Source organism: Rhodopseudomonas telluris (assembly GCF_042432815.1).
GTDB classification, from domain to species: Bacteria; Pseudomonadota; Alphaproteobacteria; order Rhizobiales; family Xanthobacteraceae; genus Rhodopseudomonas; species Rhodopseudomonas telluris.
The window spans coordinates 603,437-627,266 of record NZ_JBHLWM010000001.1 but is presented as its reverse complement, the minus strand read 5'-3'; the positions used below and the strand labels follow the sequence as shown (position 1 = coordinate 627,266).

The window sequence follows — 23,830 nt, the reverse complement described above, 5'->3', positions numbered from 1 at the left end:
GTCCCGGCCAACCACGCCTTGCTGCGTCGCCAGGTTCGTAGAAGGCGTGGATGCCCGGCACAAGGCCGGGCATGACGCGTGGAGAGGCGGAGGCGACTAACTGGCGACAACCTTCGCGGCCGGCATGGTCTTGCGCAGCGCAAAGCCTTTCACCAGCGCGTAGATCGCCGGGATCACGATCAGGGTCAGCAGCGTCGACGACACCATGCCGCCGATCATCGGCACGGCGATGCGCTGCATGATCTCCGAGCCGGTGCCGGTGCTCCACAGGATCGGCAGCAGGCCGGCCATGATCGCCACCACGGTCATCACCTTCGGCCGCACCCGCTCGACCGCGCCGTGCTTGATCGCCTCCGCGAGATCGACGCGGTCGATCGCTCTGCCCTCCGCGGCGCGGCGGGCGCGGACCTCGTCGAGCGCGTGCTCGAGATAGATCAGCATCACCACGCCGGTTTCGGCGGCGACGCCGGCGAGCGCGATGAAGCCGACCACCACCGCAACCGACAGGTTGAAGCCGAGCGCCCACATCAGCCAGATGCCGCCGACCAGCGCGAACGGCAGCGACAGCATCACGATCAGCGTGTCCGCCACCGAGCGGAAGTTGAGGTACAGCAGCAGGAAGATGATCAGCAGCGTCACCGGCACGACGATCTTGAGCCGCGCCGCGGCGCGTTCGAGATATTCGTACTGCCCGCTCCAGACGAGATATGAGCCGGGCGGGAACGTGACGCTGGCCTTCACCGCGTCGCGCGCGTCGGCCACATAGCCGCCGAGATCGCGATCACGGATATCGATGTAGATATACACCGCAAGCTGGCCGTTCTCGGTGCGGATCGAGCTCGGCCCGCGCGCCGGGGTGATGCTGGCGACTTCGCCGAGCGGCACCGCGCCGCCCGCCGGCATCGGCACCAGCACCTCCCGGCCGATCGTCTGCGGGCTGTCGCGCAGATCGCGCGGATAGCGCATGTTGACGCCGAAGCGCTGGCGGCCTTCCACCGTGGTGGTGACGGTCTGGCCGCCGAGCGCGGTCGCGATCACGTCCTGCACGTCCTGGATCGCGAGGCCATAGCGCGCCATCGCGGTGCGGTCCGGCGTGATCTCCAGATAGTAGCCGCCGAGCGCGCGCTCGGCGTAGGCCGAGGACGTGCCCGGCACGGTTTTCAGCACCTGCTCGATCTGCTTGGCGAGCTTCTCGATCTCGCCGAGCTCGGTGCCGATCACCTTGATGCCGAGCGGCGTGCGGATGCCGGTCGACAGCATGTCGATGCGCGACTTGATGGGCATGGTCCAGGCGTTGGAGACGCCGGGAAACTGCAGCGCGCGGTCCATCTCGGCGGTGAGGCTCTGCAACGTCACACCGGCGCGCCACTGTTCCTTAGGCTTGAGGTTGATGATGGTCTCGAACATCTCCGACGGCGCCGGGTCGGTCGCGGTCGCGGCGCGGCCGGCCTTGCCGTAGACCGAGGCGACTTCCGGGAACGAGCGGATGATGCGGTCCTGCGTCTGCAGCAGCTCCGCCGCCTTGGTGATCGAGATGCCCGGTAGCGTCGTCGGCATGTACAAGAGCGTGCCTTCGTTGAGGTTCGGCATGAACTCGGTGCCGAGCTGCCGCGCCGGCCAGATCGTCACGGCGAGGATCGCCAGCGCCGCGACGATCACCAGCAGCTTGGCTTTCAGCACCGCGTCGATCACCGGCCGATAGATCGCGATCAGCACGCGGTTGATCGGGTTCTTGTGCTCGGGGACGATGCGGCCGCGCACGAAGATCACCATCAGGGCCGGCACCAGCGTCACCGACAGCAGCGCCGCAGCCGCCATCGCGAAGGTTTTGGTGAAGGCCAGCGGGCTGAACAGCCGGCCTTCCTGCGACTCCAGCGTGAAGATCGGCATGAACGACACGGTGATGATCAGCAGGCTGAAGAACAGCGCCGGACCGACTTCCGCGGCGGCCTCGATCAGCACCTCGACGCGCGGCTGGTCCGGCGGCGCGCGCTCCAGATGCTTGTGGGCATTCTCGATCATCACGATCGCCGCATCGATCATCGCGCCGATCGCGATCGCGATGCCGCCGAGGCTCATGATGTTGGCGCCGATGCCGAGTAGCTTCATCGCCCCGAACGCTATCAGGATGCCGACCGGCAGCATGATGATCGCCACCAGCGCGCTGCGGACATGCAGCAGGAACACGATGCAGACCAGCGCCACCACGATGCTCTCTTCGACCAGCGTGCTCTTCAGCGTGGCGATCGCCGCGTCGATCAGTTGGGAGCGGTCGTAGACCGGCACGATCTCGACAGACTTGGGTAGGCTCGAGGCGATCTCGGCGAAGCGCTTCTTCACATTGTCGATCACATCGCGGGCGTTGACCCCGAAGCGTTGCAGCACGATGCCGCTGGCGACTTCGCCCTCGCCGTTCAGTTCGGTGAGGCCGCGCCGCTCGTCGGGGCCGAGCTCGACGCGGGCGACGTCGCGCAGCAGCACCGGCGTGCCGCCGGTCACTTTCAGCACGATGTTGCCGAGATCGTTGATGCCCTTGAGATAGCCCTTGCCGCGGATGACGTATTCGAACTCCGACAGCTCGACGGTGCGGCCGCCGACGTCGGCATTGCTGGCGCGGATCGCGTCGCGGATCTTCGGCATGGTGATGCCGAGGTCGCGCATCCGCTGCGGATCGAGCACGACGTTGTACTGCCGGACGAAGCCGCCGACGCTGGCGACTTCGGCGACGCCCTCGGCGCGGGCCAGCGCGAATTTCAGATTCCAGTCCTGAATGGCGCGGGTGTCGGCGAGGTTCAGCTCCTTCGACATCACCGCGTATTGGTACACCCAGCCGACGCCGGTCGCATCCGGGCCGATCGTCGGCGTCACGCCGCTCGGCAATCGCGACGCCGCGCCGTTGAGGAATTCCAGCACGCGCGAGCGCGCCCAGTAGATGTCGGTGCCGTCCTCGAAGATCACATAGACGAACGACACGCCGAAGAACGAGAAGCCGCGCACCACCTTGGCGCGCGGCACGGTGAGCATCGCGGTGGTCAGCGGATAGGTGACCTGATCCTCGATCACCTGCGGGGCCTGGCCGGGATAGTCGGTGTAGACGATGACTTGTGTATCGGAGAGATCCGGGATGGCGTCGAGCGGCAGATGCTTCAGCGCATAGACGCCGGCGGCCGCCGCGAAGCCGGCGCCGAACAGCACCAGCAGCAGATTGCGCGCCGACCAGGTGATCAGACGGGCGATCATGGCTGCGCTCCTTCGGCCGAGAAGCTCTTCAGCGCCGCGTTGAGATTGCTCTCGGCATCGATCAGGAAGTTGGCCGAGGTGACGACCGCCTCGCCTTCGCTGAGCCCGTCGCGAATCTCGACGGCACCGCTGCCGCGCTGGCCGAGCTTCACCGTCCGCGGCTCGTAGCGGCCGTCGCCCTTGTCGACGAACACCACCTGTTTGCTGCCGGAATCGAGCACGGCACTTTCCGGCACCGCCAGCACCGGTGCGGCGCTGCCGGTGTCGATCTCGGCGTCGACATACATCTCGGGCAGCAGCGCCAGATCGGGATTGTCGAGCTCGATCCGCACCCGCGCGGTGCGCGCGTCCTTGTTGAGCTGTGGGTAGATCAGCTTCACCTCGCCGCCGAAGCTGCGGCCCGGAAACGACCGCGCGCGGATCATCACCATCTGGCCCGGCGCCACCGCGCCGAGATCACGCTCGGCGATCTCGAGGGTGGCCCACAGCTTGGAGATATCGGCGATGCGGAACAGCACGTCGCCGGGCTGCGCCCGCATGCCTTCGATGGCGCTGCGCTCCAGCACCACGCCGTCGCGCGGTGCCTGCCATTCGATCGTCACGGGCGCGGTGCCGGTCTTGTCCATCGCGGCGATCGCCGCCTCCGGCACGTCGAGATTGATCAGGCGCTGACGCGAGCCGCGGCCGAACAGCGGCACGCTGCTGGTGGTCTTGGAGCCGATCGTCGAGATGTACTCGGCGGACGCGGCCGCGATCGCCGAGCTGTAGATCTGCATCAGCGGCTGGCCCTTGGCGACGCGGCTGCCGGTGGTGACGTCGGCGACGCTCTGCACGAAGCTTTCCGACCGCATCGCGATCACCGAGACGCGGCGCTCGTCGAGCTGGATCACGCCGGGCGCGCGGATCACGGCGCGAAGCTGCTTGCGCATCGCCGGCTCGGACTTGACGCCGCTGCGCTGGATCTTGCCGGGCGACAGCTTCACCGCGCCGTCGTCGCTGTCCTCGCCCTCATAGACCGGGATGTAGTCCATCCCCATCGAGTCCTTCTTCGGCACCGGCGAGGTGTCGGCGAGGCCCATCGGGTTGCGATAGAACTTCACCTTGCGCGTCGTCGACACAGGGGGCGGCGGCGGCATCTGCGGCGCGTCGTCGTCGAAGTTGAGATCGGCGCTGGCCGGGACCGGTCGGAAATCGCGGCCATCGGCGGTCTTGCGCGGCGTCAGCGAATAGGCCGGCTTGCCGTCGGGGTCCTGGTAATAGATCGGCTCGTCGCTGCCTTGCGCCGCGGCCGGCGCGATCAGCGATGTCGTCAGACGCAGGTGCTCGCGCACACCCGGCAGGCCGCCGACCGCCACCGCAAGCGCTGCGGTGGCGGCGGCCGCGAGGCCGATGCGCCTCACTTGTTGGCCGTGATGACGAGCTTGCCTTCGACCGTACCGGTCTCGCCCTGCACCTTGGCGCCGAGCGACAGCAGCCAGCGGCCTTCCATGCCGAACGCCGCCTTGAACCGGTAGGTGCCGGGTTCGCCGCCCGGCTCGCGCACGATCTTGGTCGCCATCTCGGCCATGCCGTCCGGCGCCATGTCGAGCCGCATCGCGAAGATCACCGCGTCCGGCACCGGCTTGCCGGTGGCCTTGTTGATGAGCTGCACGGTGACGAGCTTGTCTCGCCCGACCGAAACGGTCGGCGAGGCGAGGCGGAATTCATAGTCCTTGATGTCGGCAAGCGAGGGCGTGGCGAAGCCGAGCACGGCCGCGCCGACGAGCGCGGCCCGCAGGGCGCGCGAGAATGCGATCTTCATGTGAGTAACCTCTGATCTTGGGATCTGGCCGCAGACGCGGCAGCAATCGCGCCGCGCGACGTCAGTCACGCGACGATGCGCGGCGCCAAGCGCCGCTCAGATCAGCGATCGAGGTGGATGTTCGGGTGGTGGATGGCCGAGGCCGTCCCGCGCGAAGTCGGCGCTGGCCAGGGCAATTCCCTTGGTGGGAATCGGGAGCGGCATGGCAACGGCGCCCGGCATGCCGGAGAGGAAGCCGGCCGAGCATCCGGCCATCGCCAGGCACTTGCCGCAATCGACCGGTGCCTTCGGGGCCTCCGAAGGACAGCACGGCATCGCGACCATCTCGTCAGAGCTGGCGGACATCTCGTCCATCGTCGCGGTGGCGTCCTGGTGACCGGCCATCGCGTGGTCCGCCATGCCCGACATGGCCACATCTTCGGCGGACGTAGCGTGCGCGGACGTGCCGTGCATCGCGATCGTCACAGCAGACGGCGTCCCGGCCGTCGCAGGACGTGCCAGCGGCGCCAGCACGAGGCCGGCGACCATCACGGCCGCGAGCAGCCGGCGTATGGCGAGGAACAGGGTCACGGCCGCAGGTTCGCATATTTCGCGGCGCTGCGGAAGATCCGGGGCGGACCGGAGGAATGCGCCTTTCCGCCGATCGCTCGGAGCGAGCGCCGGCTCCCCCTCACCGCAGCGAGCACCGCCTCTCCCCGTCCTTGCGAGCGCAGCGAAGCAATCCAAGGCCACGCACCGGAGCTGGATTGCTTCGTCGCTGCGCTCCTCGCAATGACGGGGAGAGGCCCGTGCATAGCCAGAGAGTGAGAGGACTCGCGGGAGGTCCCCGCCCCTCTCCAGTCATCGCCCGGCTTGTCCGGGCGACCCAGTATTCCGGGGCGCTCGTTGCTCACAACGGGCGCCCTGCAATACTGGGTCACCCGCATTCGCGGGTGACGACGGTTGGTGTTGGGGTTGGCGCCGCGCAACAGCGCAGCGCGCACGCGCGACGCTCGAGTATCGCAGCCGCAGCTTACGCCTGGCTGGCGATCGCCTTGCCGAGCGCGGCCTGGGCGGCGGCCAGCCGCGCGATCGGCACGCGGTAGGGCGAGCAGGACACGTAGTTGAGGCCGACTTCGTGGCAGAACGCCACCGACGCCGGATCGCCGCCGTGTTCGCCGCAGATGCCGAGCTTGAGGTCCGGGCGGGTCTTGCGGCCGCGCTCGACGCCGATCTTGACCAGTTCGCCGACGCCGTCGCGGTCCACCGAGACGAACGGATCGACCGCGAAGATGCCCTTCTCGATATAGGTGCCGAGGAAGCTGGCGGCGTCGTCGCGGCTGATGCCGAAGGTGGTCTGGGTCAGGTCGTTGGTGCCGAACGAGAAGAACTCGGCGCTCTCGGCGACGTCGCCGGCCATCAGGCAGGCGCGCGGCAGCTCGATCATGGTGCCGACCTGATATTTCAGCTTGGCGCCGGTCTCGCGATTCACCGCATGCGCGGTGGCGTCGATGCGGGCCTTGACCAGATCGAACTCGGCGCGGGTCGCGATCAGCGGCACCATCACTTCCAGACCGACCTGCTCGCCGGTGCGCTTCTCGGCCTCGACCGCGGCCTCGAAGATCGCGCGGGCCTGCATTTCGGCGATCTCCGGATAGGCGATCGCCAGACGGCAGCCGCGGAAGCCGAGCATCGGGTTGAACTCGGCGAGGTCGCGGGCGCGGTCGGCCAGCCGGCGCGGATCGGCGTTCATCGCGCGGGCGACTTCCTCGATCTCGGCGTGGCTGTGCGGCAGGAACTCGTGCAGCGGCGGATCGAGCAGACGGATCGTGACCGGCAGGCCCTTCATGATCTCGAACAGCTCGACGAAGTCGGCGCGCTGCATCGGCAGCAGCTTGGCGAGCGCGGCGCGGCGGGCCTGCTCGTCTTCGGCGAGGATCATCTCGCGCACGGTGCGGATGCGGGTCTCTTCGAAGAACATGTGCTCGGTGCGGCACAGACCGATGCCTTCGGCGCCGAACTTGATCGCGGTGCGGGCGTCGACCGGGGTGTCGGCGTTGACGCGGACCTTGAGCTTGCGGACCTGATCGGCCCAGCCCATCAGCGTGTTGAAGTCGCCCGACAGCTCGGGCTCGATCATCGGCATGCGGCCGGCCAGCACCTGGCCGATCGCGCCGTCGATGGTGATGACGTCGCCGGTCTTGAAGGTGCGATTGCCGACCGTCATCGTGCCGCGGCCGTAATCGACGCGGATCGAGCCGCAGCCCGACACGCAGGGCTTGCCCATGCCGCGCGCCACCACGGCGGCGTGCGAGGTCATGCCGCCGCGGGTGGTGAGGATGCCTTCCGAGGCGTGCATGCCGTGGATGTCTTCGGGGCTGGTCTCGATGCGGACCAGGATGACTTTACGGCCGTCGGCCTGCAGCTTGGCAGCCTCGTCCGACGAGAACACGATCTCGCCCGAGGCGGCGCCCGGCGAGGCCGGCAGGCCGGTGGCGATGACGTCGCGCTTGGCGTGCGGATCGATGGTCGGGTGCAGCAGCTGGTCGAGCGAACCGGGCTCGATCCGGGCCACCGCGTCCTGCTTGCTGATCAGGCCTTCATGCGCGAGCTCGACCGCGATGCGCAGCGCCGCCTTGGCGGTGCGCTTGCCGCCGCGGGTCTGCAGCATCCACAGCTTGCCCTGCTCGACCGTAAACTCCATGTCCTGCATGTCACGGTAGTGCTTCTCGAGCAGCGTGTAGATCCGCGTCAGCTCCTGGAACGCGTCCGGCATCGCCACTTCCATCGACGGCTTGTCGGAGCCGGATTCGAGGCGGGCATGCTCGGTGATGTCCTGCGGGGTGCGGATGCCGGCGACGACGTCCTCGCCCTGGGCGTTGATGAGGAATTCGCCGTACAGCCGGCTCTCGCCGGTCGACGGATTGCGGGTGAAGGCGACGCCGGTCGCCGAGGTCTCACCCATGTTGCCGAACACCATCGCCTGGACGTTGACGGCGGTGCCCCAGGACTCGGGGATATCGTGCAGGCGCCGATAGGTCACCGCGCGGGCGTTCATCCACGACGAGAACACCGCGCCGATCGCGCCCCACAGCTGGTCGTTCGGATCCTGCGGGAAGTCCTGGCCGATCTCGCGCGCCACCGCTTCCTTGTACTGGCCGACGAGCTGAACCCAATCGTCCGCATCGAGATCGGTGTCGAGCGTGTAGCCCTTGGCGTCCTTGTAGCTGTCGAGGATTTCTTCGAAGTGATGGTGATCGAGGCCGAGCACCACGTCGGAGTACATGGTGATGAAGCGGCGATAGCTGTCATAGGCGAAGCGGCGGTCGCCGGACTTGTTCGCCAGCGCCTCGACGGTCTCGTCGTTGAGGCCGAGATTGAGCACGGTGTCCATCATGCCCGGCATCGACGCGCGGGCGCCGGAGCGGACCGACACCAGCAGCGGATTGGCGGCGTCGCCGAAGCGCTTGCCGGTGATCTTGCCGACCTGCTCGAGCGCGCGCTCGACCTGGCTCTTCAGCTCCTTCGGATAGGTTTTGCCGTTGGCGTAGAAATAGGTGCAGACCGAGGTCGGAATCGTGAAGCCGGGCGGCACCGGCAGACCGAGATTGGCCATCTCGGCGAGGTTGGCGCCCTTGCCGCCGAGCAGGTCGCGCATGCTCGACTTGCCGTCGGCCTTGCCGTCACCGAACGTATAAACCCACTTGCCGGCCTTCGGCGCGCTCGCCGCAACCGGCGCCTTGCTGACGGACTTGACGGCGGCCTTTCCGGCGGCGGGCTTCGCCGCCGGCTTGCCGCGGGCAACGCTCTTGGCCGCAGGTTTTGCGGCCGGCTGGCTCGCCGGCTTGCTCAGCGCCTTGCTGACGGCCTTGGCGGCCTTCGCGGCCGGCTTCGGCGGCGTCTTCACCGCCGGCTTGCGGGCGCTCGCCGCGGCCTTGCCGCGCGCGGCCGGAGCCTTGGCGACGGACTTCGGAGCAGAAGACTTCGGAGAAGACTTGGATTTCGCAACTGTCTTCTTGGTCTTGGAAGCGGCTTTGGCCATGGCTTGAACGGTCCGCAGGAGGGGGGTGGGATTGGGCCGCTATACACCACGTTTTGGCGATTGCAAGCAAGGCGGCCGGCCTTGGACCGGCTCCGAGGCGACTAAAGGCGGAAGAAGCGCAACACGCCCATGCCAATGAGTCCGATGCAGATCAGGTAGACCGCCACCACGATATTGAGCAGCCGCGGCATCACCAGAATCAGGATACCGGCGATCAGGGCAACAATGGCAGGAATGTGGGCAGTGGTGATTGTCATAGCAGTCGTCTCCGAAGTGAAAGGAAGAGAGATCGAATCGCGGGCTGATTTGTAGCTGGCGCCGCAAGCGAGGGATACCGGCCACGGTTAACCGTGATCCCGCAAGACGTTCCCATCGTGCGCAAAATAACCCGGGGGGCGTGACGTTTTTTCCTCGGAACATAGCCGCGCGAGCGGCATTGCCTCGGTGACTGTGCGGCAAGGCTTCGATCGCAGCGCGGTCAAGAACATAGATCGTTCAGGTCGATGAGAACGTCGCTTGAACGAAGCCTGGGCGCATGATCTGCGACCGGGCAGAGAACCCCGCCCCGTCCCCCGCCCGGGCGGGGTTCGTCTGTTTGGCGTCCAGTTTCCGCGTCATACGCGAAACCTGACGCCGGCTCGCTGCCGCGGACGCCTTCTCTGCCTTGCGGCGACCTGTTAGGGTCGCGCAGCCGAGCCGCTCCCGGATCCCGGCAACCGCCGATGGTGATCCTCGCCTGCGTCGGCTGGATCGTTCTCATGCTTGCGACGCCCTCCTTTCACAGCCTCGGTCTTCTGCTGCTGCTGAGTTTCTTTCTCGGCTTCGCGTTCGAGGATTTTTTCGCCAAGGCCAGCTCGGCGCGGCCCGGCGGCATTCGCACCTTTCCGCTGCTCTCGCTCGGCGGCGGGCTGCTCTATCTGTTCGATCCGACACATCTGATCGCGTTCACCGGCGGCCTGCTGGTGCTCGGCGTGTGGCTGTCGCTGTTCTACAGCGTGCACCTTCGCGAACGCGACGAGCGTGGCGAGCGCAATGCCGGGCTGGTGGTGCTGCTGCTCAACATCCACGCCTATCTGCTCGGCGCCGTCGCGCTGGCGCTGCCGCATTGGGTGGCGGTGGGCAGCACCGTGGTGGCGGTGCTGCTGCTCACCGGCCGCGATCAGCTGCACGGGCTGGCGCGCCGCGTCGACATGAAGGAGGTCACCACCGCCGGGCAATTCCTCATCCTCACCGGCGTGGTGCTGCCGCTGCTGCCGAACGAGCCGGTGACGACACTCACCAGCATCACGCCGCAGCACGTCTGGCTGTCGCTGATCCTGGTCTGCACCCTGTCCTATGCGAGCTATCTGGCGCAGCGCTATTGGCCGCCGGCGGCGCGCGGATTGTGGATGCCGGCGATCGGCGGGCTGTATTCGTCGACCGCGACCACCGTGGTGCTGGCCAGGCAGGCGAATTCCGATCCGGCCGCGCGCCGTCAGGCGCTCGCCGGCATCACGCTCGCCACCGGCATCATGTATCTGCGCATCCTGGCGATCATCGCGGTGTTCAACATGACGCTGGCGCGCGACCTCGCCGCGCCGATGGGCGGACTGGCCGCGGTCGCGCTGCTGATCGCAGCGCTGCAATACTGGCTGATCAAGGCGCCGGCCGCGCAGGCGCAGGGCCAGACTCCGCGCGGCAATCCGCTAGAGCTCGGTACCGCTGCGGTGTTCGCCGTGATGTTCATGGTGATCTCGGTGGCATCGACCTGGGTGAAGACCCAGTTCGGCACCGCCGGCATCTACTGGCTGGCCGCCATCGTCGGCTTCGCCGATATCGACCCCTTCGTGCTCAACATGGCGCAGGGCGGCATCGCCGGCATCGGCGAGCACGCGGTGTCGATCGCCGTGCTGCTGGCGGCCTCGTCCAACAACGTGCTGAAGGCGACCTACGCGCTGTCGTTCGGCGGCCGCCAGACGCTGCAGAGTGCCGCGCTGCTGCTGCTGCTTGCCGTGGCCGGCGTGGCGCTGGCTGTGTTTCTCGCCAGCGTGAAGCTGTAGGCGCGAGGGCAGTAAAAGTCTGATGGAATCAGACTTGCTGATGTGCAGATCTCGCAACACGCACAGCCTCATGGTGAGGAGGCGCGTAGCGCCGTCTCGAACCATGCGCCAGAGGCGCCCGTGGCCCCATCCTTCGAGACGCCCGGCTTCGCCGGGCTCCTCAGGATGAGGACTTCGTCTAGCCGCTCTTCAGCAGCGACAGCAGCGTCGTGGTCGACTTGTAGCTCTGCACCGCGTGGTCGCGGAAGGCCGGCGTCCAGTTGGTGGCGGTGCGCTCTTCGGCGCTCATCGCCGAATAGGTGTTGAGCAGGCCCAGGCTGAAATCGGCGGGGTTGCCCGAGGTCTGGCTCTGCTTCAGCGCGGTCAGGATGCTGGCGCGGTTGCGGCTGTCGAGCTCGCGCTTGGCCGCGAAGGTCTCTTCCTTCGAGAACAGATTGTCCTTGTTGAGCGAGATCGCCGACAGATCGCGGTTGGTGAGCGCCGACAGATCGGCCTGCTGGCCGACCTTGCGGCCGGGATCGTACACCAGCTCCTTGCCGGCGGCCGAGGCGGCCTTGGCCTGCGCATCCAGCGCGGCGCGCGCCGACTTGGCGACGCTGGCGAAATCCTGCGTCGGGATCGGACTGCCGGACGGATATTGCGTCAGATAAGCGGCGACCGGATCGTTGCTGATGCCGGACGGCACCTTGGTCGGATCGGTCTGCGTCGCCGTGATGCCCTTGCCGACCGCGGCGCGCTCGGCCTGCCAGGTCGCGGTCGCCTTCTCCTCGCTGCTGGCGCCGTCGAGATAATCGGCGGCGGCCTTGTACACCGCATTGTAGTTGCCGGTGAGCTTGGCGGTCTGCGTCGCCGGCGACAGCGCCGCGTTGAAGCCGGCGATCCGCGTCACGCCGGCGAGGTTCTGCTCGGCCTCCGTAAACTTGCTGCCGGCATTGGAGGCGATCGCATACAGCGCGCGGCGATCGAGCGACGACAGATCGATCGTCGGCTTGCCGCTGGAATCGTAGGGCGCGCTGACGTTCGCCGCCTTGTAGAGCTTGTCGATCGCGGCGCGGCTGTCGCTGATGACGGTGGTGAAGTCCTTGGTGGCGGTGGCGCTGGCGAGCTGCGCCTTGGCCTGCGCCGACAGCGTCAGATTGGTCGCCGCATTGCTGGCGCCCGGCAGCACGTCGTCGCTGCTGCCGTTCAGGATGTTGGCGAGCGAACTCTGCGATCCGGCCGCGCGGGCATAGGCCGCCCCATATTGCGCGTATCCGGGCAGTTGATTGGAAATCGACGTCATGGCGCGCCCCGCCGTCCGCAAAGAATTAAGGAACCCTTACCGAGCGCCACCCTTTCAGGACATGGTTAACGGAACGTAAATGTTGCTGGAGATTGCTGCGACGGGCGTCTTTGAAGAGCGCTCTACGCTGCTGCACGCAAGCGATCGCTTTGGCGCAAGAAGCCGCCCGACCAAAAGTCGTCATGCGCGGGCTTGACCCGCGCATCCATCGCGCGCGCAGCGCGCTTGAGAGAGTCGTCGCGAAGAGGATGGATTGCCGGGTCAAGCCCGGCAATGACGACGTGCGAGGAACGAAGGGCTGCGTCGCGGTCCTCACTTCTCGTCCCGGCAACACGCCTCTCGTCATTCCGGGGCACGAGCGAAGCTCGTGAACCCGGAATCCATATCCCCTGGACTCGCGGGTTAGCACTGCCGTCGGCGCTTCCCTCAACGAGCAGCGCAAGGGGTTATGGATTCCGGGTTCGCCGCTGCGCGGCGCCCCGGAATGACGCGGTTAGTCCTGGATCTTCGAGAAGTCCGCCACCGCGCGCGTCGCGGCGCGGATTTCGTTCAGCAGCTTCAGGCGGTTTTCGCGGACGGCCTTGTCGTCCGCATTCACCGTCACCTTGTCGAAGAACGCATCGACCGCCGGCCGCAGACCCGCCATCGCGGTCATCGCCGCCGCGAAGTCTTCCTTGGCGACGGCCGCACCGGCCTCCGCCTTGGCGCGGTCGATCGCGGCGGCCAGCGCCTTCTCCTCGTCCTGCGCATAGAGCGAGGCATCCGGCGCGCCGTCGAAAGCGCGGCCGTCCTTCTTCTCCTCGATGCGCAGGATGTTGGCGGCGCGCTTGGTGCCGGCGAGCAAATTCTTGCCGTCATCGGTGGCGAGGAACGCGGCGAGCGCCTCGACGCGGCGGACGATCATCAGGATGTCGTCCTGCCCTTCGAGCGCGAACACCGCATCGACGAGATCATGCCGCGCGCCCTGGTCGCGGAGCTGGACTTTGAGGCGGTCGGCGAAGAAAGACATCAAAGGAGCAGAAACTGTTTTCTCGACGTAGTAGACGAAATCGTAACGCCCCTCGGTGGTCCAGCCTTGTTCAGCGAGTTCCTCAACAAGATCCTCTCGCCCAAGGATTTCTTCCGCGTCTCGTAGCTTCTGGGTTGCCTCGATATCTTCCGCCTTGAATGCACGATCGGCGTAAGGAAGCGAAGCCTTAGAAACCAGTGCTCGCACGCGAATCCGTAGCTGATTATCCAGAACAAGCCTAATCACCCCCAACGCCGCGCGCCGCAGCGCATAAGGGTCCTTGCTCCCCGTCGGCTTCTCGTCGATCGCCCAGAACCCGACCAGTGTATCGAGCTTATCCGCCAGCGCCACGGCGATGCTGACCGGATCGGTCGGGACGCGATCGGCCGGGCCCTGCGGCTTGTAGTGCTCCTCGCACGCCGCGGCGACGCCGGCGTCTTCGCCCTGCGCCAGCGCGTAGTACTTACCCATCAGGCCCTGTAGCTCAGGGAATTCGCCGACGACTTCGGTCAAGAGATCGGCCTTGCACAGCTTGGCGGCGCGCTTTGCCTTTTCGACATCAGCCCCGACCAGCGGCGCGATTTCGACGGCGAGGCGTTCGATGCGGGCGATACGCTCGGCTTGCTTGCCGAGCTTTTCGTGGAACACGATCTGGTCGAACTTCGGCAGCCGGTCTTCGAGCTTGGTCTTCAGATCGGTCTCGTAGAAGAACTTCGCATCGCTGAGCCGCGCGCGGATCACGCGTTCGTTGCCGGCCGTGATGGCGGCGCCGCCATCGCTGGCTTCGATGTTCGCCGTCAGGATGAATTTGTTGGCGAGCTTGCCGGTCGCGGGATCGGCGACCACGAAGCACTTCTGGTTGGCGCGGATGGTGGCGCGGATCACTTCGTCCGGGATCGACAGGAAGGCTTCGTCGAACGAACCCATCAGTGGCACCGGCCATTCGACCAGGCCGGAGACTTCGTCGAGCAGGCCGGCGTCCTCGACCAGCGCGTAGTTCTGGGCCTGCGCCAGCGTCTTGGCGTCGGCCAGGATGATGTCCTTGCGGCGCTGCGGGTCGAGCACGACCTTGGCGTCGGCGAGCTTGGCCTCGTAGTCCTCGAAGCGGCGCACGCTGATCTCGTCCGGCGCCATGAAGCGATGGCCGCGCGTCACCTGCCCGGCCTTGATGCCGCTGACGTCGAACGCCACGACGTCCGGCTCCTCGGTGTCGATGCCGAAGGTGGCGATGATCGAATGCAGCGGCCGCACCCATTGCAGCGCGCCGGGCTTGGCCGAGCGCTCGCCCCAGCGCATCGACTTCGGCCACGGGAAGGTGCGCACGATCACCGGCAGGATTTCGGCCAGCACATCGATCGCCGGCCGGCCCGGCTTCTCGATCAGCGCGACGTAGAAATCGCCCTTCTTGGGATCGCGCTGGATCTTGGCCTCGTCGAGCGAACCAAGCCCCGTGGCCTTGAGAAAGCCCTGCACGGCGGCATCCGGCGCGCCGACCTTCGGCCCCTTGCGCTCGTCCTTGAGATCCGGCTGCCGCGCCGGAATGCCGTGCACGGTGAGCGTCAGCCGCCGCGGCGTCGCAAACGCCTTGGCGCCTTCGTAGACGAGCCCTTCGGCGACGAGCTTGTCGGTGACCAGCCGCTTGAGATCATCAGCAGCCTTCGCCTGCATCCGCGCCGGGATTTCTTCGGAGAACAGTTCGAGGAGGAGATCAGGCATTACTTGTCCTCCCCACGCACGGCTTCACCCTCCCCTTGAGGGGGAGGGTCGCCTGCCGAAGGCAGGCGGGGTGGGGTGACAGCGGTCGCGTTGTAGATGGCGTCCATCACGGCGTCGGTCTTGCTCATCACATCATTGTTCCAAAATCGGATCACCCGGTAGCCTTCCGACTGCAGCCATTGCGTTCGTAGTTCGTCCCGCTTCAGGCCGTCCTCGTCGCCGTGCTGCGATCCGTCGACCTCGATGATCAGTCGCTTCGCGAGGCAGGCGAAATCGGCGATGTAGGGCCCGATCACCACCTGCCTTCGGAAGTGACTTCCTTCCACATTCATTCGTCGCAGACACCGCCACAGGATATCTTCAGCGGCGGTGCTGTTTGTCCGCAGTTTGTTTGCGGTGGCGCGCTTGAAGTCACTGATCTGGCGCTTGACCATGTCGCAACCGCTGTCACCCCACCCCGCTCGCTGCGCGAGCGACCCTCCCCCTCCAGGGGAGGGTAAGAAAGAACTACGCCTCCGCCCGTCCCGCTTCGGTGTGCACCCAGGCTTCGCCACAAGCCTTCGCCAGTTCGCGCACACGCAGGATGTAGCTCTGGCGCTCCGTCACCGAGATCACGCCGCGCGCGTCGAGCAGATTGAAGACGTGGCTGGCCTTGATGCACTGGTCGTAGGCGGGCAGCGCCATGGCGTGGGCTTCGCGTTTGGCGCCATCGGCGGACATCACCCAGCCGGCGTCGAGATATTTCTTGCACGCCTCTTCGGCCATCTTGAACTGCGCGAACAGCATCTCGGTGTCGGCGACCTCGAAATTGTGCTTCGAGTATTCCTTCTCGGCCTGCAGGAAGACGTCGCCGTAGGTGACCTTGTCGGCGCCGTCGCGGCCGTTGAAGTTGAGGTCGTAGACGCGGTCGATGCCCTGGACGTACATCGCCAGCCGCTCGAGGCCGTAGGTCAGTTCGCCGGCGACCGGCGCGCATTCGACGCCGGCGACCTGCTGGAAGTAGGTGAACTGGCTGACTTCCATGCCGTCGCACCAGCATTCCCAGCCGAGACCCCAGGCGCCGAGCGTCGGGCTCTCCCAATCGTCCTCGACGAAACGGACGTCATGCAGCGCGGTATCGACGCCGATCGCCTGAAGCGATTTCAGATAAAGATCCTGCAGATCGGGCGGCGACGGCTTCAGGATCACCTGAAACTGGTAGTAGTGCTGCAGCCGATTGGGGTTCTCGCCGTAGCGGCCATCCTTCGGGCGGCGCGACGGCTGCACATAGGCGGCGTTCCAGCGCCGCGGGCCGAGCGCCCGCAGCGTGGTGGCCGGATGGAAGGTGCCGGCGCCGACCTCCATGTCGTAGGGCTGCAGGATCACGCAGCCGTAATCGGCCCAGAAGCGCTGCAGCGTCAGGATCAGGCCCTGGAAGGAACGTTCCGGGCGCATGTGCGGAGGCGTCTGGTCCATGATCGGCTTTGGATTCACGAGGGTTTGGAAAGCGGGCGGACCGTATCGGCAGGGCCCCGGCAAATCAAGGCGATCCGGCCGGAATCAAGCGGTTAGCCGGCATCCAGCGCGTCGCGTCCGGCGGCTGGGGGCGGCGGATTAACCGCCCCTTAACCATGCCGCCGAGGTCACTAACGGCAATTAACTTTCGTTAGCAATCTCTACCTAACCATACCGGGGTGGGATCGGCGTGCGGCTGGGGAGCCGGGCGCGCAAGGACGGGAGACCTCAATGACGACGATTCAAATGATCGGCGCCGTAATGGTGGCGCTCACCGTGGCGCCGCTGCTCGGCGGCCAAATCCGTCGGCCTTAGCGATTCAGGCGCGCCCGACCGGTCGCGCCGCAGCCTTCGCAACCTCCAAGGTTGCTTGCCGGCCCTGAGGGCGATGCCCCGCCCCGGGGCCGGCGACGATTACGAAAGATAGACTGGGAAGGGCGCGCGCGGCGTTCAGCCGGGCCGGTAGGCTCCGGTGACCGGGTCCTGGCGCAGCGTCGGAATCTCGGCCGGCTGCGGCTCGGCGAAAATCGCCGTGCGCACGTCGTCGAGTTCCTGGTTGATTCGCCCGGCCGTCCGGAAGGCCCAGCGCACAACGGCGATGCCAACGAGGGTCCCGGCAAATACGAGCAGCGGCGGCATTGGTCGATCCTCATCTTCAGGTCACGTCACGCCCCGCCGACAGTTTCGCTGAATCGCCCCTTCCCCGCAATTCCCCCAGGCGAGGCGAAACGGCGCGCCGGAGATCTTCTAAAAGCCGTATTTGGCCCACACGGCGCGCGCCTCCAGCGCCGAGATCAGTTGCTCGGGTAGCGCCGCGACGCCATCCAGCGACACCTCCGCGCCGGCCCCCGACGATTTGCGCATGACGTTCGACAACAGCCCGGTCGGCGGCGCGATCACCGGCGTGCGCACCTTGTCGCCGAACTTGTCGCGCAGCACCGCGCGGAGGTCACCGATCGCATCGCTGAGGCCGAGCGCCACCGAGGTCGCGCCGGCCCAGTACTCGCCGGAGAACAGCTTCGACTCCTCGCCCTTCAGCCGCGCGCCGCGGCTCTCCTTGACCAGCGAGATGAACAGCGCGTGGATCTCGCGCTGCAGCGCCTTGATCCGCGCGACGTCGTCCGGATCTTCCGGCAGGAACGGATCGAGCTGCGCCTTGTGCTCGCCGGCGGTGTAGAGCCGGCGCTCGACGCCGATCTTCTTGATCAGTTCGGTGAAGCCGAAGGTGCCGCCGACCACGCCGATCGAACCGACGATCGACGACGGATCGCAATAGATCTCGTCGGCCGCGCAGGCGATCATGTAGCCGCCCGAGGCCGCGACGTCTTCGACGAAAGCATACACCGGCAATTTCTTCTCGGCCGCGAGCGCGCGGATGCGCAGATAGATCAGCCGCGACTGCACCGGCGAACCTCCCGGCGAATTGATCGCCAGCGCCACCGCCTTGGCGTGGCGCGTCGAGAACGCGCGGTCGAGTAGCTTGGCGACGCCGGCCAGACTCATGCCCGGCCGCAGCGGCGTGACCGCCCCGATCGTACCGGACAGGCGGACGACCGGCACGACCGGAACATCCGAGCGAAAGCGTGCGGGAAGTAGTTTGCCGAGACCACCCAGCAGCCCCACGGAGCTGCGGCTATCAGCCGCCGGTACGTTCATGCAGTCACCCTAATGTTGCTCAGATTTGGTAGTTGATTTTCGTCGTGGTCTGGAACGCGTTTTGCATCGCACAGTTCATATAGGAAGCTGGCTGCAACGACGCAGCGGAGAGGATCATGAAAATCTATTTAGTGATGCTGCTGATCGGCGCGATCCTGGCTGCGGTGCATTTCACCGCGACGCCCGATCGCAAGACTCTGCCGCAATAGGATTTTCCGGCTTCGGCCGGCTCGGAACAACAGCGCGCGCTGCGAGCACGCAGCACGCACGGACGCCGTCATCGTAGTTGAAATCTGTGTGAGGTTTGCACACTCCCGCCTGCCTAGAGCCTGCACAATTTGCCGAGCGTCTAGGCGGACACGGGTGGTCCCGGCAAAATTTGCTCTCCGCCCATCACGGCCTGGGCGCGCGAGGTCGGCTTGCCGTCGTCGCCGTTCAGGATCAGCGGCTCGCAAATCTGCAACGGTGCCCGGCTTCCCTTGACGGCCTGAACCAGAATCCGGATGGCCGGCTCGCGCGCCCGCCCATGCACCGCGATGATGCGGATATCGCCGAAGCCGCGGCGCAGCGCCTCAAGCACATCCGCCAAACCATCGGCCCGCCAGATCAGACTGAGCGTGCCGCCGGATCTGAGCACGCGCCGCGCGGCGTGAACCCAACAGTCCAGCGTGGTCGGACTTGCGACATGGGCTATCCGGCGCACGGTATCGGGCGAGCCGCGATGCCGGGCCGGATCGTTGAACGGCGGATTCATCAGCACGACGTCGGCGCTGTCGGGGGCAAGCCCGGCAGCCGCATAGGCGGCCGCACCGGCCGCGACGTCCAGCACGATCACCCGCGCCGCAATCCCGTTGGCGGAGGCATTGTGCTCGGCCAGTCCGGCCAGACCGGGCGCAAGTTCGGCCATCACCAGGTCGAGCCCGGCAACTCGGCGGCCAAGCGCGAGCCCGGCGGTGCCGACACCGGCGCCGAATTCCACCACCCGATCGCCCGCACGCGCCGGCGTCGCCGCCGCGAGCAGAATGGCGTCGTGGCCGGCGCGATGTCCGGCAACCGGTTGCCGGAGCCGCAGCCGCCCGCCGAGGAAGCCGTCCTCGGTGGTCGCAACCGCCTCAGGCATGCCCGCGCTCAGCCATCGTCGCGAAGCTCGTGCGCGAGCCCTGCGTCCGTCAAAACCTGACGCGCGGCCCGCACATCATCCGAATGGACGAGAACCCGCCGCGGGATGACCCCGACCGAGCCCTCCAGGACGCTCATGTTCTGATCCATCACCAGATAGTCGATCTCGGCGCCGTCGAGCAGCGCTCCGATCGCCGAAAGCAGCACCACGTCATTGGTCCGCACCAGTTCCTGCAACCTTGCGCCTCCCCTGATCCCTGCATTATAGCTCCCCGCAATCGTCGCGGGCGAGCGGCACGTTTCGCGGCCGGTCAAGTCCCATGCTATAATGGGCGCTACGTCGAAGAGCGAAATCGCCGGCCGCTGCGCATCGGCGTCCAAATTCGCCTCCGAACAACCCTATGAGGAGTTTTCGCGCGGACCCGCTTTGCCGAAAACATCCGTGAAAGTGGAGACCCAGCGTGGCCGTCATCGTACCCTTCGGAGGCCCCCCGTCCGCCTCGATCGACCAACTGGTCGGACTCGTCGCCGCGGACATGGAGCGGGTCAACGCCACGATCCTGTCGCGGACCGGTTCAGACGTCACGATGATCCCGGAGGTGGCGAACCACCTGATCTCCTCGGGCGGCAAGCGGCTGCGGCCGATGCTGACGCTGGCGATGGCCAATCTCACCGGCTACACCGGCGACGGCCACATCAAGCTCGCCGCCGCGGTCGAGTTCATGCACACCGCCACGCTGCTGCACGACGACGTTGTCGACGAGAGCGAGATGCGCCGCGGCAAGAAGTCGGCGAGGATGCTGTGGGGCAACGAGGCCAGCGTGCTGGTCGGCGACTTCCTGCTCGGCCAGGCCTTCCGGATGATGGTCGAGGTCGGGAGCTTGCGCGCGCTCGACATCCTCTCGGCCGCGTCGGCGACGATCGCCGAAGGCGAAGTGATGCAGCTCGCCGCCGCCAAGAACACCGCCACCACCGAGGACGAATATCTCGCGGTGATCCGCGGCAAGACCGCCGAACTGTTCGCCGCGGCCTGCGAGGTCGGCCCCGCGATCGCCGAGCGGCCGAAGGCGCAGCAATCGGCCTGCCGCTCGTTCGGCATGAACATCGGCATCGCCTTCCAGCTGATCGACGACGTGCTCGATTACGGCGGCAAGGCCGCCAAGCTCGGCAAGAACGTCGGCGACGATTTCCGCGAGGGCAAGATCACCCTGCCGGTGGTGCTGGCGTTCCGCCGCGGCAACGATACCGAACGCGAGTTCTGGGTGCGCGCGCTGGAGAAAGGCGACATCACCGACGCCGATCTCGATCAGGCGATCGGCTTGATGACCAAGCATCGCGCGCTCGAAGACACCATCCAGCGCGCCCACCACTACGGCGCCATGGCGGTCGATGCGCTGGCGCTGTTCCCGTCCTCGCCGATGAAGACGGCGCTGGAGCAGGTGGTGGCGTTCTGCCTGGCACGGTCGCACTGAGCGACGCGGCCGCGCTTTACTGAATGACGGGAGCCTTGAGATCAGCTCAGCGCGCCCGCATGCACCCACCAGCCGGGATGCGCCGCCTTCAGCGTTTCGGCGCCGGCCGCAGCGTCGTCGTCACCCTCGAACAGCGCGAAGCAGGTGGCGCCGGAGCCGGACATCCGGGCGAGTTGCACGCCCGGCAGCGCGGCGAGCGCCTGCAGCACGTCGCCGACCACGGGCTCGACCTTCAGCGCCGGCGCCTCGAGATCGTTGGTGCCACGCGCCACGGCCTTGATCCAATCGGCCGCCGACGCGCCCTGCTTCGGCCAGCCGGTCGAACTCAGCACATCCGCAATCCCGACATTGAGCTGGCCGGCGCGCAGGCCGAGCGCCGTGAACACGTCCTTGGTGGCCACCGGCACGCGCGGATTGACCATCACGGCGGGCAGCCGCGGCAGCGGCAACGGCGAGAGATTATCGCCGACGCCGGTCATGACGCAGGGCTGCGACGGCAGGCAGACCGGTACATCGGCACCGGTGAGCCGCGCCGCCTCGACCACGCGGGGATCCTCGGCGGAGAGGCCGTTGGCGCGGGCGAGCAGGCGCAGCGCCGCCGCGGCGTCGGCCGAGCCGCCGCCGATCCCGGCCGCAACCGGCAGATGCTTGTCGAGCACGAAGGCGCCGGCACGCAGATCCGGCACGCGCTCGGCGAGCAAGCGCGTCGCCTTCAGCACCAGATTGTCGGCGGTGTCGCCGCACTCCTGCGCGCCCGGCCCCACCGTGACGAGGCTGACGTCATCACCGGTGTGCAGCGTCAGCCGGTCAGCGCAATCGGCGAACGCCACGACGCTTTCGAGATCGTGATAGCCGTCTACACGGCGTCCCACCACGCGCAGCGTGAGGTTGACCTTGGCGCGCGCCAGATCGCTCAACGTGATCGCAGAACCGTTACTCAACGAAGGCCCCCCAGCCCATCATCCTCACCACCGAACGAAAACGCCGGATGCGCCCTCCGATCACAGGAGCCGCGGCGAAGCAATCCAGCCTTTGTGCCAAACGCATCTGACGCGTGGCGATCCGGATTGCTGCGTCGGCTCAGGAGCCGGCAGACGAGCGCAGGCCGCGCCGTGCTGTGGCGGGGCGGCTAACCGCCCTTGCCGTCTTCCTTCTTCTTCTCGGCGGCAGCGGCCGACGAGGTGTCGTCCGGCAGGCCGTTGGCGAGCTTGGCCTCGATCTTCGGCAGTTCATCCGGATCGGGCTTGAGGTCGCGGGCGTGGGCCCACTGGAAGCGCGCCTCGAGCGTGCGACCGACGCGCCAATAGGCGTCGCCGAGATGATCGTTGATAGTCGGATCTTCCGGCTTCAGGTCGATCGCCCGCTCCAGCGTCTTGACCGCCTCCTCGTAGTTGCCGATGCGGTAGTACGCCCAGCCGAGGGAGTCGACGATGTAGCCGTCGTCGGGGCGCTGATCGACGGCGCGGCGGATCATCTTCATCGCTTCGTCGAGATTGATGCCCTGGTCGATCCAGGAATAGCCGAGGTAATTGAGGACGTGCGGCTGCTCGGGCTGCAGCGACAGCGCCTTCTTCATATCGACTTCGGCCTTGGCCCACTGCTTGGATCGCTCCTCGCAGATGCCGCGGAAGTAATAATAGACCCAGCTGTTCTTCTCGGCGCCGGTGAGCGCGTCGATGCCCTGCGAATAGGTGACGGCGCAATCGGCGAACTTCTTGCGGCCGCGCTCGATATTGCCGAGCGCCATGATGGCTTCGAGGTCCTTGCCGTCCTCGGCGATCACCGATTTCAGGATCTTGATCGCCTCCTCGCTGCGATCGGTCGCATCGAGGTCGGTGGCGAGCTGGATCTGGGCGTTGCGCTTCAGCGGCGAACTCGCCGGCACGCGCTCATAGACCTTCACGGCCATCGCCGGCTTCTTGACCGACTCGTAGAGATCGCCGAGCGCCAGCAGCGCCAGCGCATGATCCGGCTGCAGATAAAGCGCGAGTTGCAGATAGACGAGCGCCAGATCCTCGCCGCCGCGGCGGGTCAGCGACGCGCCGATGCCGTACAGCGCCTCGGCGGCGCCGGCCTGCGGACTATCGACCAGCGGCGACAGCTTCTTGCCGGCGCGAACTTCGCGCAGGCCGTCGACCACCAGCGGATGACGCGACAGCTTCTTGTCGAAATTCTCATAGACGGCCGCGGCCGCCGCCTCGTCCTTGTTGCGCGACAGCCAGCGCGCATAGGCGTCCATCACCCGCAGCGCCGAATCGTCGAGCTTGTAGGCCCGCTCGAACCGCGCGCCGGCGTCCTTTTGCTTGTTGGCGAGTTCGAGCATCATGCCCGAATGCAGATCCTTGAAGATCGGGTACCATTCCGGGCCGGCCAGCTTGTCGATATTCGCCACGGCGCCCTTGTTGTCACCGGCCCCCTGCATGGCCCAGCTCGACAGCAGCGTGGCGACCAGATCGGTGATCGGACCGCGCACCGACAGGTTGATGTTCTGAACAGCGGACGCATACTTCTTGGTCTTGAGGTCGCGGACGCCGAGTACCAGGCGCGCCACGCGATTGGTCTTGTCGACCTTGAGGATGCGGTCGGCGAGCTTCACCGACTCCTCGATATTGCCTTCCGCCAGCGAGGCGATGAAGGCGCGGTCGAGCAGCTCGTTGTTCTTCGGATCGGTGCGCAGCGCCGAGCGATAGAACGCCGCAGCGGCGGCCGCGTCGCGCTCGATGCTGGCGTGCCGGGCCGCCAGATAGCTGCCGGCCGTGGTCATCGACCGCAGATCCTGGCTGCTCGGAAACTGCGCGGCGTTGTCGGCCGGATGATCCGGGGTCTGCGCCATCGCCGGCCCGGCGAGCGGCAGAGCCGCCACAGTGAGGGCGACGGCCATCGAGCGACGGAATCGATGAAGAAGCATCTAGTTGCCTAGCTCCAGGAAAGGGCTCGGATGTCCCGGCCGCCGAGCCGGCAGCGTCTGGCCGACGACAATG

General features: G+C 66.8%; 18 protein-coding genes. 2 read left to right on the top strand and 16 right to left on the bottom strand.

Annotation, left to right across the window (positions count from 1 at the left end):
• Nucleotides 1–96: 96 nt before the first annotated feature.
• From ACFFJ6_RS02850 to ACFFJ6_RS02825, 6 genes are all read right to left on the bottom strand, one after another.
• Nucleotides 97–3,240, bottom strand: coding sequence for an efflux RND transporter permease subunit (locus tag ACFFJ6_RS02850; protein ID WP_378384137.1), 3,144 nt, complete (start codon nt 3,238–3,240; stop codon nt 97–99).
• Nucleotides 3,237–4,640 (bottom strand): efflux RND transporter periplasmic adaptor subunit, encoded by a 1,404-nt coding sequence (locus ACFFJ6_RS02845; RefSeq protein ID WP_378384135.1) that lies wholly within the window; start codon nt 4,638–4,640, stop codon nt 3,237–3,239. Before ACFFJ6_RS02845 ends, ACFFJ6_RS02850 begins: the two co-directional genes overlap by 4 nt.
• Nucleotides 4,637–5,041: a FixH family protein gene (locus ACFFJ6_RS02840; RefSeq protein WP_378384133.1), complete on the bottom strand. Its 405-nt coding sequence runs from the start codon at nt 5,039–5,041 to the stop codon at nt 4,637–4,639. The genes ACFFJ6_RS02845 and ACFFJ6_RS02840 overlap by 4 nt, the downstream gene beginning before the upstream one ends.
• A gap of 96 nt (nt 5,042–5,137) precedes the next feature.
• Entirely contained in the window at nt 5,138–5,611 is a 474-nt protein-coding gene (locus tag ACFFJ6_RS02835) for a hypothetical protein (protein WP_378384131.1), read from the bottom strand.
• A gap of 442 nt (nt 5,612–6,053) precedes the next feature.
• Nucleotides 6,054–9,062, bottom strand: coding sequence for a pyruvate, phosphate dikinase (ppdK, locus tag ACFFJ6_RS02830; protein ID WP_378384129.1), 3,009 nt, complete (start codon nt 9,060–9,062; stop codon nt 6,054–6,056).
• Between the two features lie 101 nt (nt 9,063–9,163).
• Entirely contained in the window at nt 9,164–9,319 is a 156-nt protein-coding gene (locus tag ACFFJ6_RS02825; protein WP_082364218.1) for a DUF3096 domain-containing protein, read from the bottom strand.
• A gap of 501 nt (nt 9,320–9,820) precedes the next feature.
• Between ACFFJ6_RS02825 and ACFFJ6_RS02820 the strand changes: the two genes are divergently transcribed.
• Nucleotides 9,821–11,101, top strand: coding sequence for an MgtC/SapB family protein (locus ACFFJ6_RS02820; protein ID WP_378384127.1), 1,281 nt, complete (start codon nt 9,821–9,823; stop codon nt 11,099–11,101).
• Nucleotides 11,102–11,279: 178 nt separating this feature from the next.
• Here the strand turns inward: ACFFJ6_RS02820 and ACFFJ6_RS02815 are convergent, their stop codons facing one another.
• From ACFFJ6_RS02815 to ACFFJ6_RS02780, 8 genes are all read right to left on the bottom strand, one after another.
• Nucleotides 11,280–12,383, bottom strand: a complete 1,104-nt coding sequence (locus ACFFJ6_RS02815) for a hypothetical protein (RefSeq protein WP_378384125.1) — start codon at nt 12,381–12,383, stop codon at nt 11,280–11,282.
• A 493-nt stretch (nt 12,384–12,876) separates the two neighbouring features.
• Nucleotides 12,877–15,108, bottom strand: coding sequence for a glycine--tRNA ligase subunit beta (gene glyS, locus ACFFJ6_RS02810; RefSeq protein ID WP_378384123.1), 2,232 nt, complete (start codon nt 15,106–15,108; stop codon nt 12,877–12,879).
• Nucleotides 15,108–15,542: an endonuclease domain-containing protein gene (locus ACFFJ6_RS02805; protein WP_378384121.1), complete on the bottom strand. Its 435-nt coding sequence runs from the start codon at nt 15,540–15,542 to the stop codon at nt 15,108–15,110. The genes glyS and ACFFJ6_RS02805 overlap by 1 nt, the downstream gene beginning before the upstream one ends.
• A 73-nt stretch (nt 15,543–15,615) precedes the next feature.
• Nucleotides 15,616–16,563: a glycine--tRNA ligase subunit alpha gene (locus tag ACFFJ6_RS02800; RefSeq protein ID WP_378384119.1), complete on the bottom strand. Its 948-nt coding sequence runs from the start codon at nt 16,561–16,563 to the stop codon at nt 15,616–15,618.
• Nucleotides 16,564–17,052: 489 nt separating this feature from the next.
• Nucleotides 17,053–17,241 (bottom strand): DUF4234 domain-containing protein, encoded by a 189-nt coding sequence (locus ACFFJ6_RS02795; RefSeq protein WP_054165624.1) that lies wholly within the window; start codon nt 17,239–17,241, stop codon nt 17,053–17,055.
• A 108-nt stretch (nt 17,242–17,349) separates the two neighbouring features.
• Entirely contained in the window at nt 17,350–18,258 is a 909-nt protein-coding gene (locus ACFFJ6_RS02790) for a S49 family peptidase (RefSeq protein WP_378384117.1), read from the bottom strand.
• A 349-nt stretch (nt 18,259–18,607) separates the two neighbouring features.
• A complete protein-coding gene (locus ACFFJ6_RS02785; protein WP_378384115.1) occupies nt 18,608–19,378 on the bottom strand; it encodes a tRNA1(Val) (adenine(37)-N6)-methyltransferase in 771 nt (256 codons plus the stop codon).
• An 8-nt stretch (nt 19,379–19,386) separates the two neighbouring features.
• Complete coding sequence (locus ACFFJ6_RS02780) at nt 19,387–19,614, bottom strand: putative signal transducing protein (RefSeq protein WP_378384113.1); 228 nt, start codon at nt 19,612–19,614, stop codon at nt 19,387–19,389.
• 224 nt (nt 19,615–19,838) lie between these two features.
• Between ACFFJ6_RS02780 and ACFFJ6_RS02775 the strand changes: the two genes are divergently transcribed.
• On the top strand, nt 19,839–20,849 hold the full coding sequence (locus ACFFJ6_RS02775; protein ID WP_378384111.1) for a polyprenyl synthetase family protein: 1,011 nt from the start codon (nt 19,839–19,841) through the stop codon (nt 20,847–20,849).
• A 41-nt stretch (nt 20,850–20,890) separates the two neighbouring features.
• On the opposite strand, the gene ACFFJ6_RS02770 is transcribed toward ACFFJ6_RS02775, so the two are convergent.
• Together ACFFJ6_RS02770 and ACFFJ6_RS02765 are read right to left on the bottom strand one after the other, a co-directional pair.
• Nucleotides 20,891–21,790: a 4-(cytidine 5'-diphospho)-2-C-methyl-D-erythritol kinase gene (locus tag ACFFJ6_RS02770; RefSeq protein ID WP_378384109.1), complete on the bottom strand. Its 900-nt coding sequence runs from the start codon at nt 21,788–21,790 to the stop codon at nt 20,891–20,893.
• Between the two features lie 188 nt (nt 21,791–21,978).
• A complete protein-coding gene (locus tag ACFFJ6_RS02765) occupies nt 21,979–23,757 on the bottom strand; it encodes a tetratricopeptide repeat protein (RefSeq protein WP_378384107.1) in 1,779 nt (592 codons plus the stop codon).
• Nucleotides 23,758–23,830: the final 73 nt, after the last annotated feature.

Excerpts from the sequence above, each read along its gene's own strand:
- ACFFJ6_RS02795 (WP_054165624.1), bottom strand. The coding sequence starts at position 17,241 with ATGCCGCCGCTGCTCGTATTTGCCGGGACCCTCGTTGGCATCGCCGTT.
- ACFFJ6_RS02790 (WP_378384117.1), bottom strand. The coding sequence starts at position 18,258 with ATGAACGTACCGGCGGCTGATAGCCGCAGCTCCGTGGGGCTGCTGGGT.
- ACFFJ6_RS02815 (WP_378384125.1), bottom strand. The coding sequence starts at position 12,383 with ATGACGTCGATTTCCAATCAACTGCCCGGATACGCGCAATATGGGGCG.
- ACFFJ6_RS02820 (WP_378384127.1), top strand. The coding sequence starts at position 9,821 with ATGCTTGCGACGCCCTCCTTTCACAGCCTCGGTCTTCTGCTGCTGCTG.
- ACFFJ6_RS02805 (WP_378384121.1), bottom strand. The coding sequence starts at position 15,542 with ATGGTCAAGCGCCAGATCAGTGACTTCAAGCGCGCCACCGCAAACAAA.
- ACFFJ6_RS02800 (WP_378384119.1), bottom strand. The coding sequence starts at position 16,563 with ATGGACCAGACGCCTCCGCACATGCGCCCGGAACGTTCCTTCCAGGGC.
- ACFFJ6_RS02850 (WP_378384137.1), bottom strand. The coding sequence starts at position 3,240 with ATGATCGCCCGTCTGATCACCTGGTCGGCGCGCAATCTGCTGCTGGTG.
- ACFFJ6_RS02765 (WP_378384107.1), bottom strand. The coding sequence starts at position 23,757 with ATGCTTCTTCATCGATTCCGTCGCTCGATGGCCGTCGCCCTCACTGTG.
- ppdK (WP_378384129.1), bottom strand. The coding sequence starts at position 9,062 with ATGGCCAAAGCCGCTTCCAAGACCAAGAAGACAGTTGCGAAATCCAAG.
- ACFFJ6_RS02840 (WP_378384133.1), bottom strand. The coding sequence starts at position 5,041 with ATGAAGATCGCATTCTCGCGCGCCCTGCGGGCCGCGCTCGTCGGCGCG.
- ACFFJ6_RS02785 (WP_378384115.1), bottom strand. The coding sequence starts at position 19,378 with ATGCCTGAGGCGGTTGCGACCACCGAGGACGGCTTCCTCGGCGGGCGG.
- glyS (WP_378384123.1), bottom strand. The coding sequence starts at position 15,108 with ATGCCTGATCTCCTCCTCGAACTGTTCTCCGAAGAAATCCCGGCGCGG.
- ACFFJ6_RS02825 (WP_082364218.1), bottom strand. The coding sequence starts at position 9,319 with ATGACAATCACCACTGCCCACATTCCTGCCATTGTTGCCCTGATCGCC.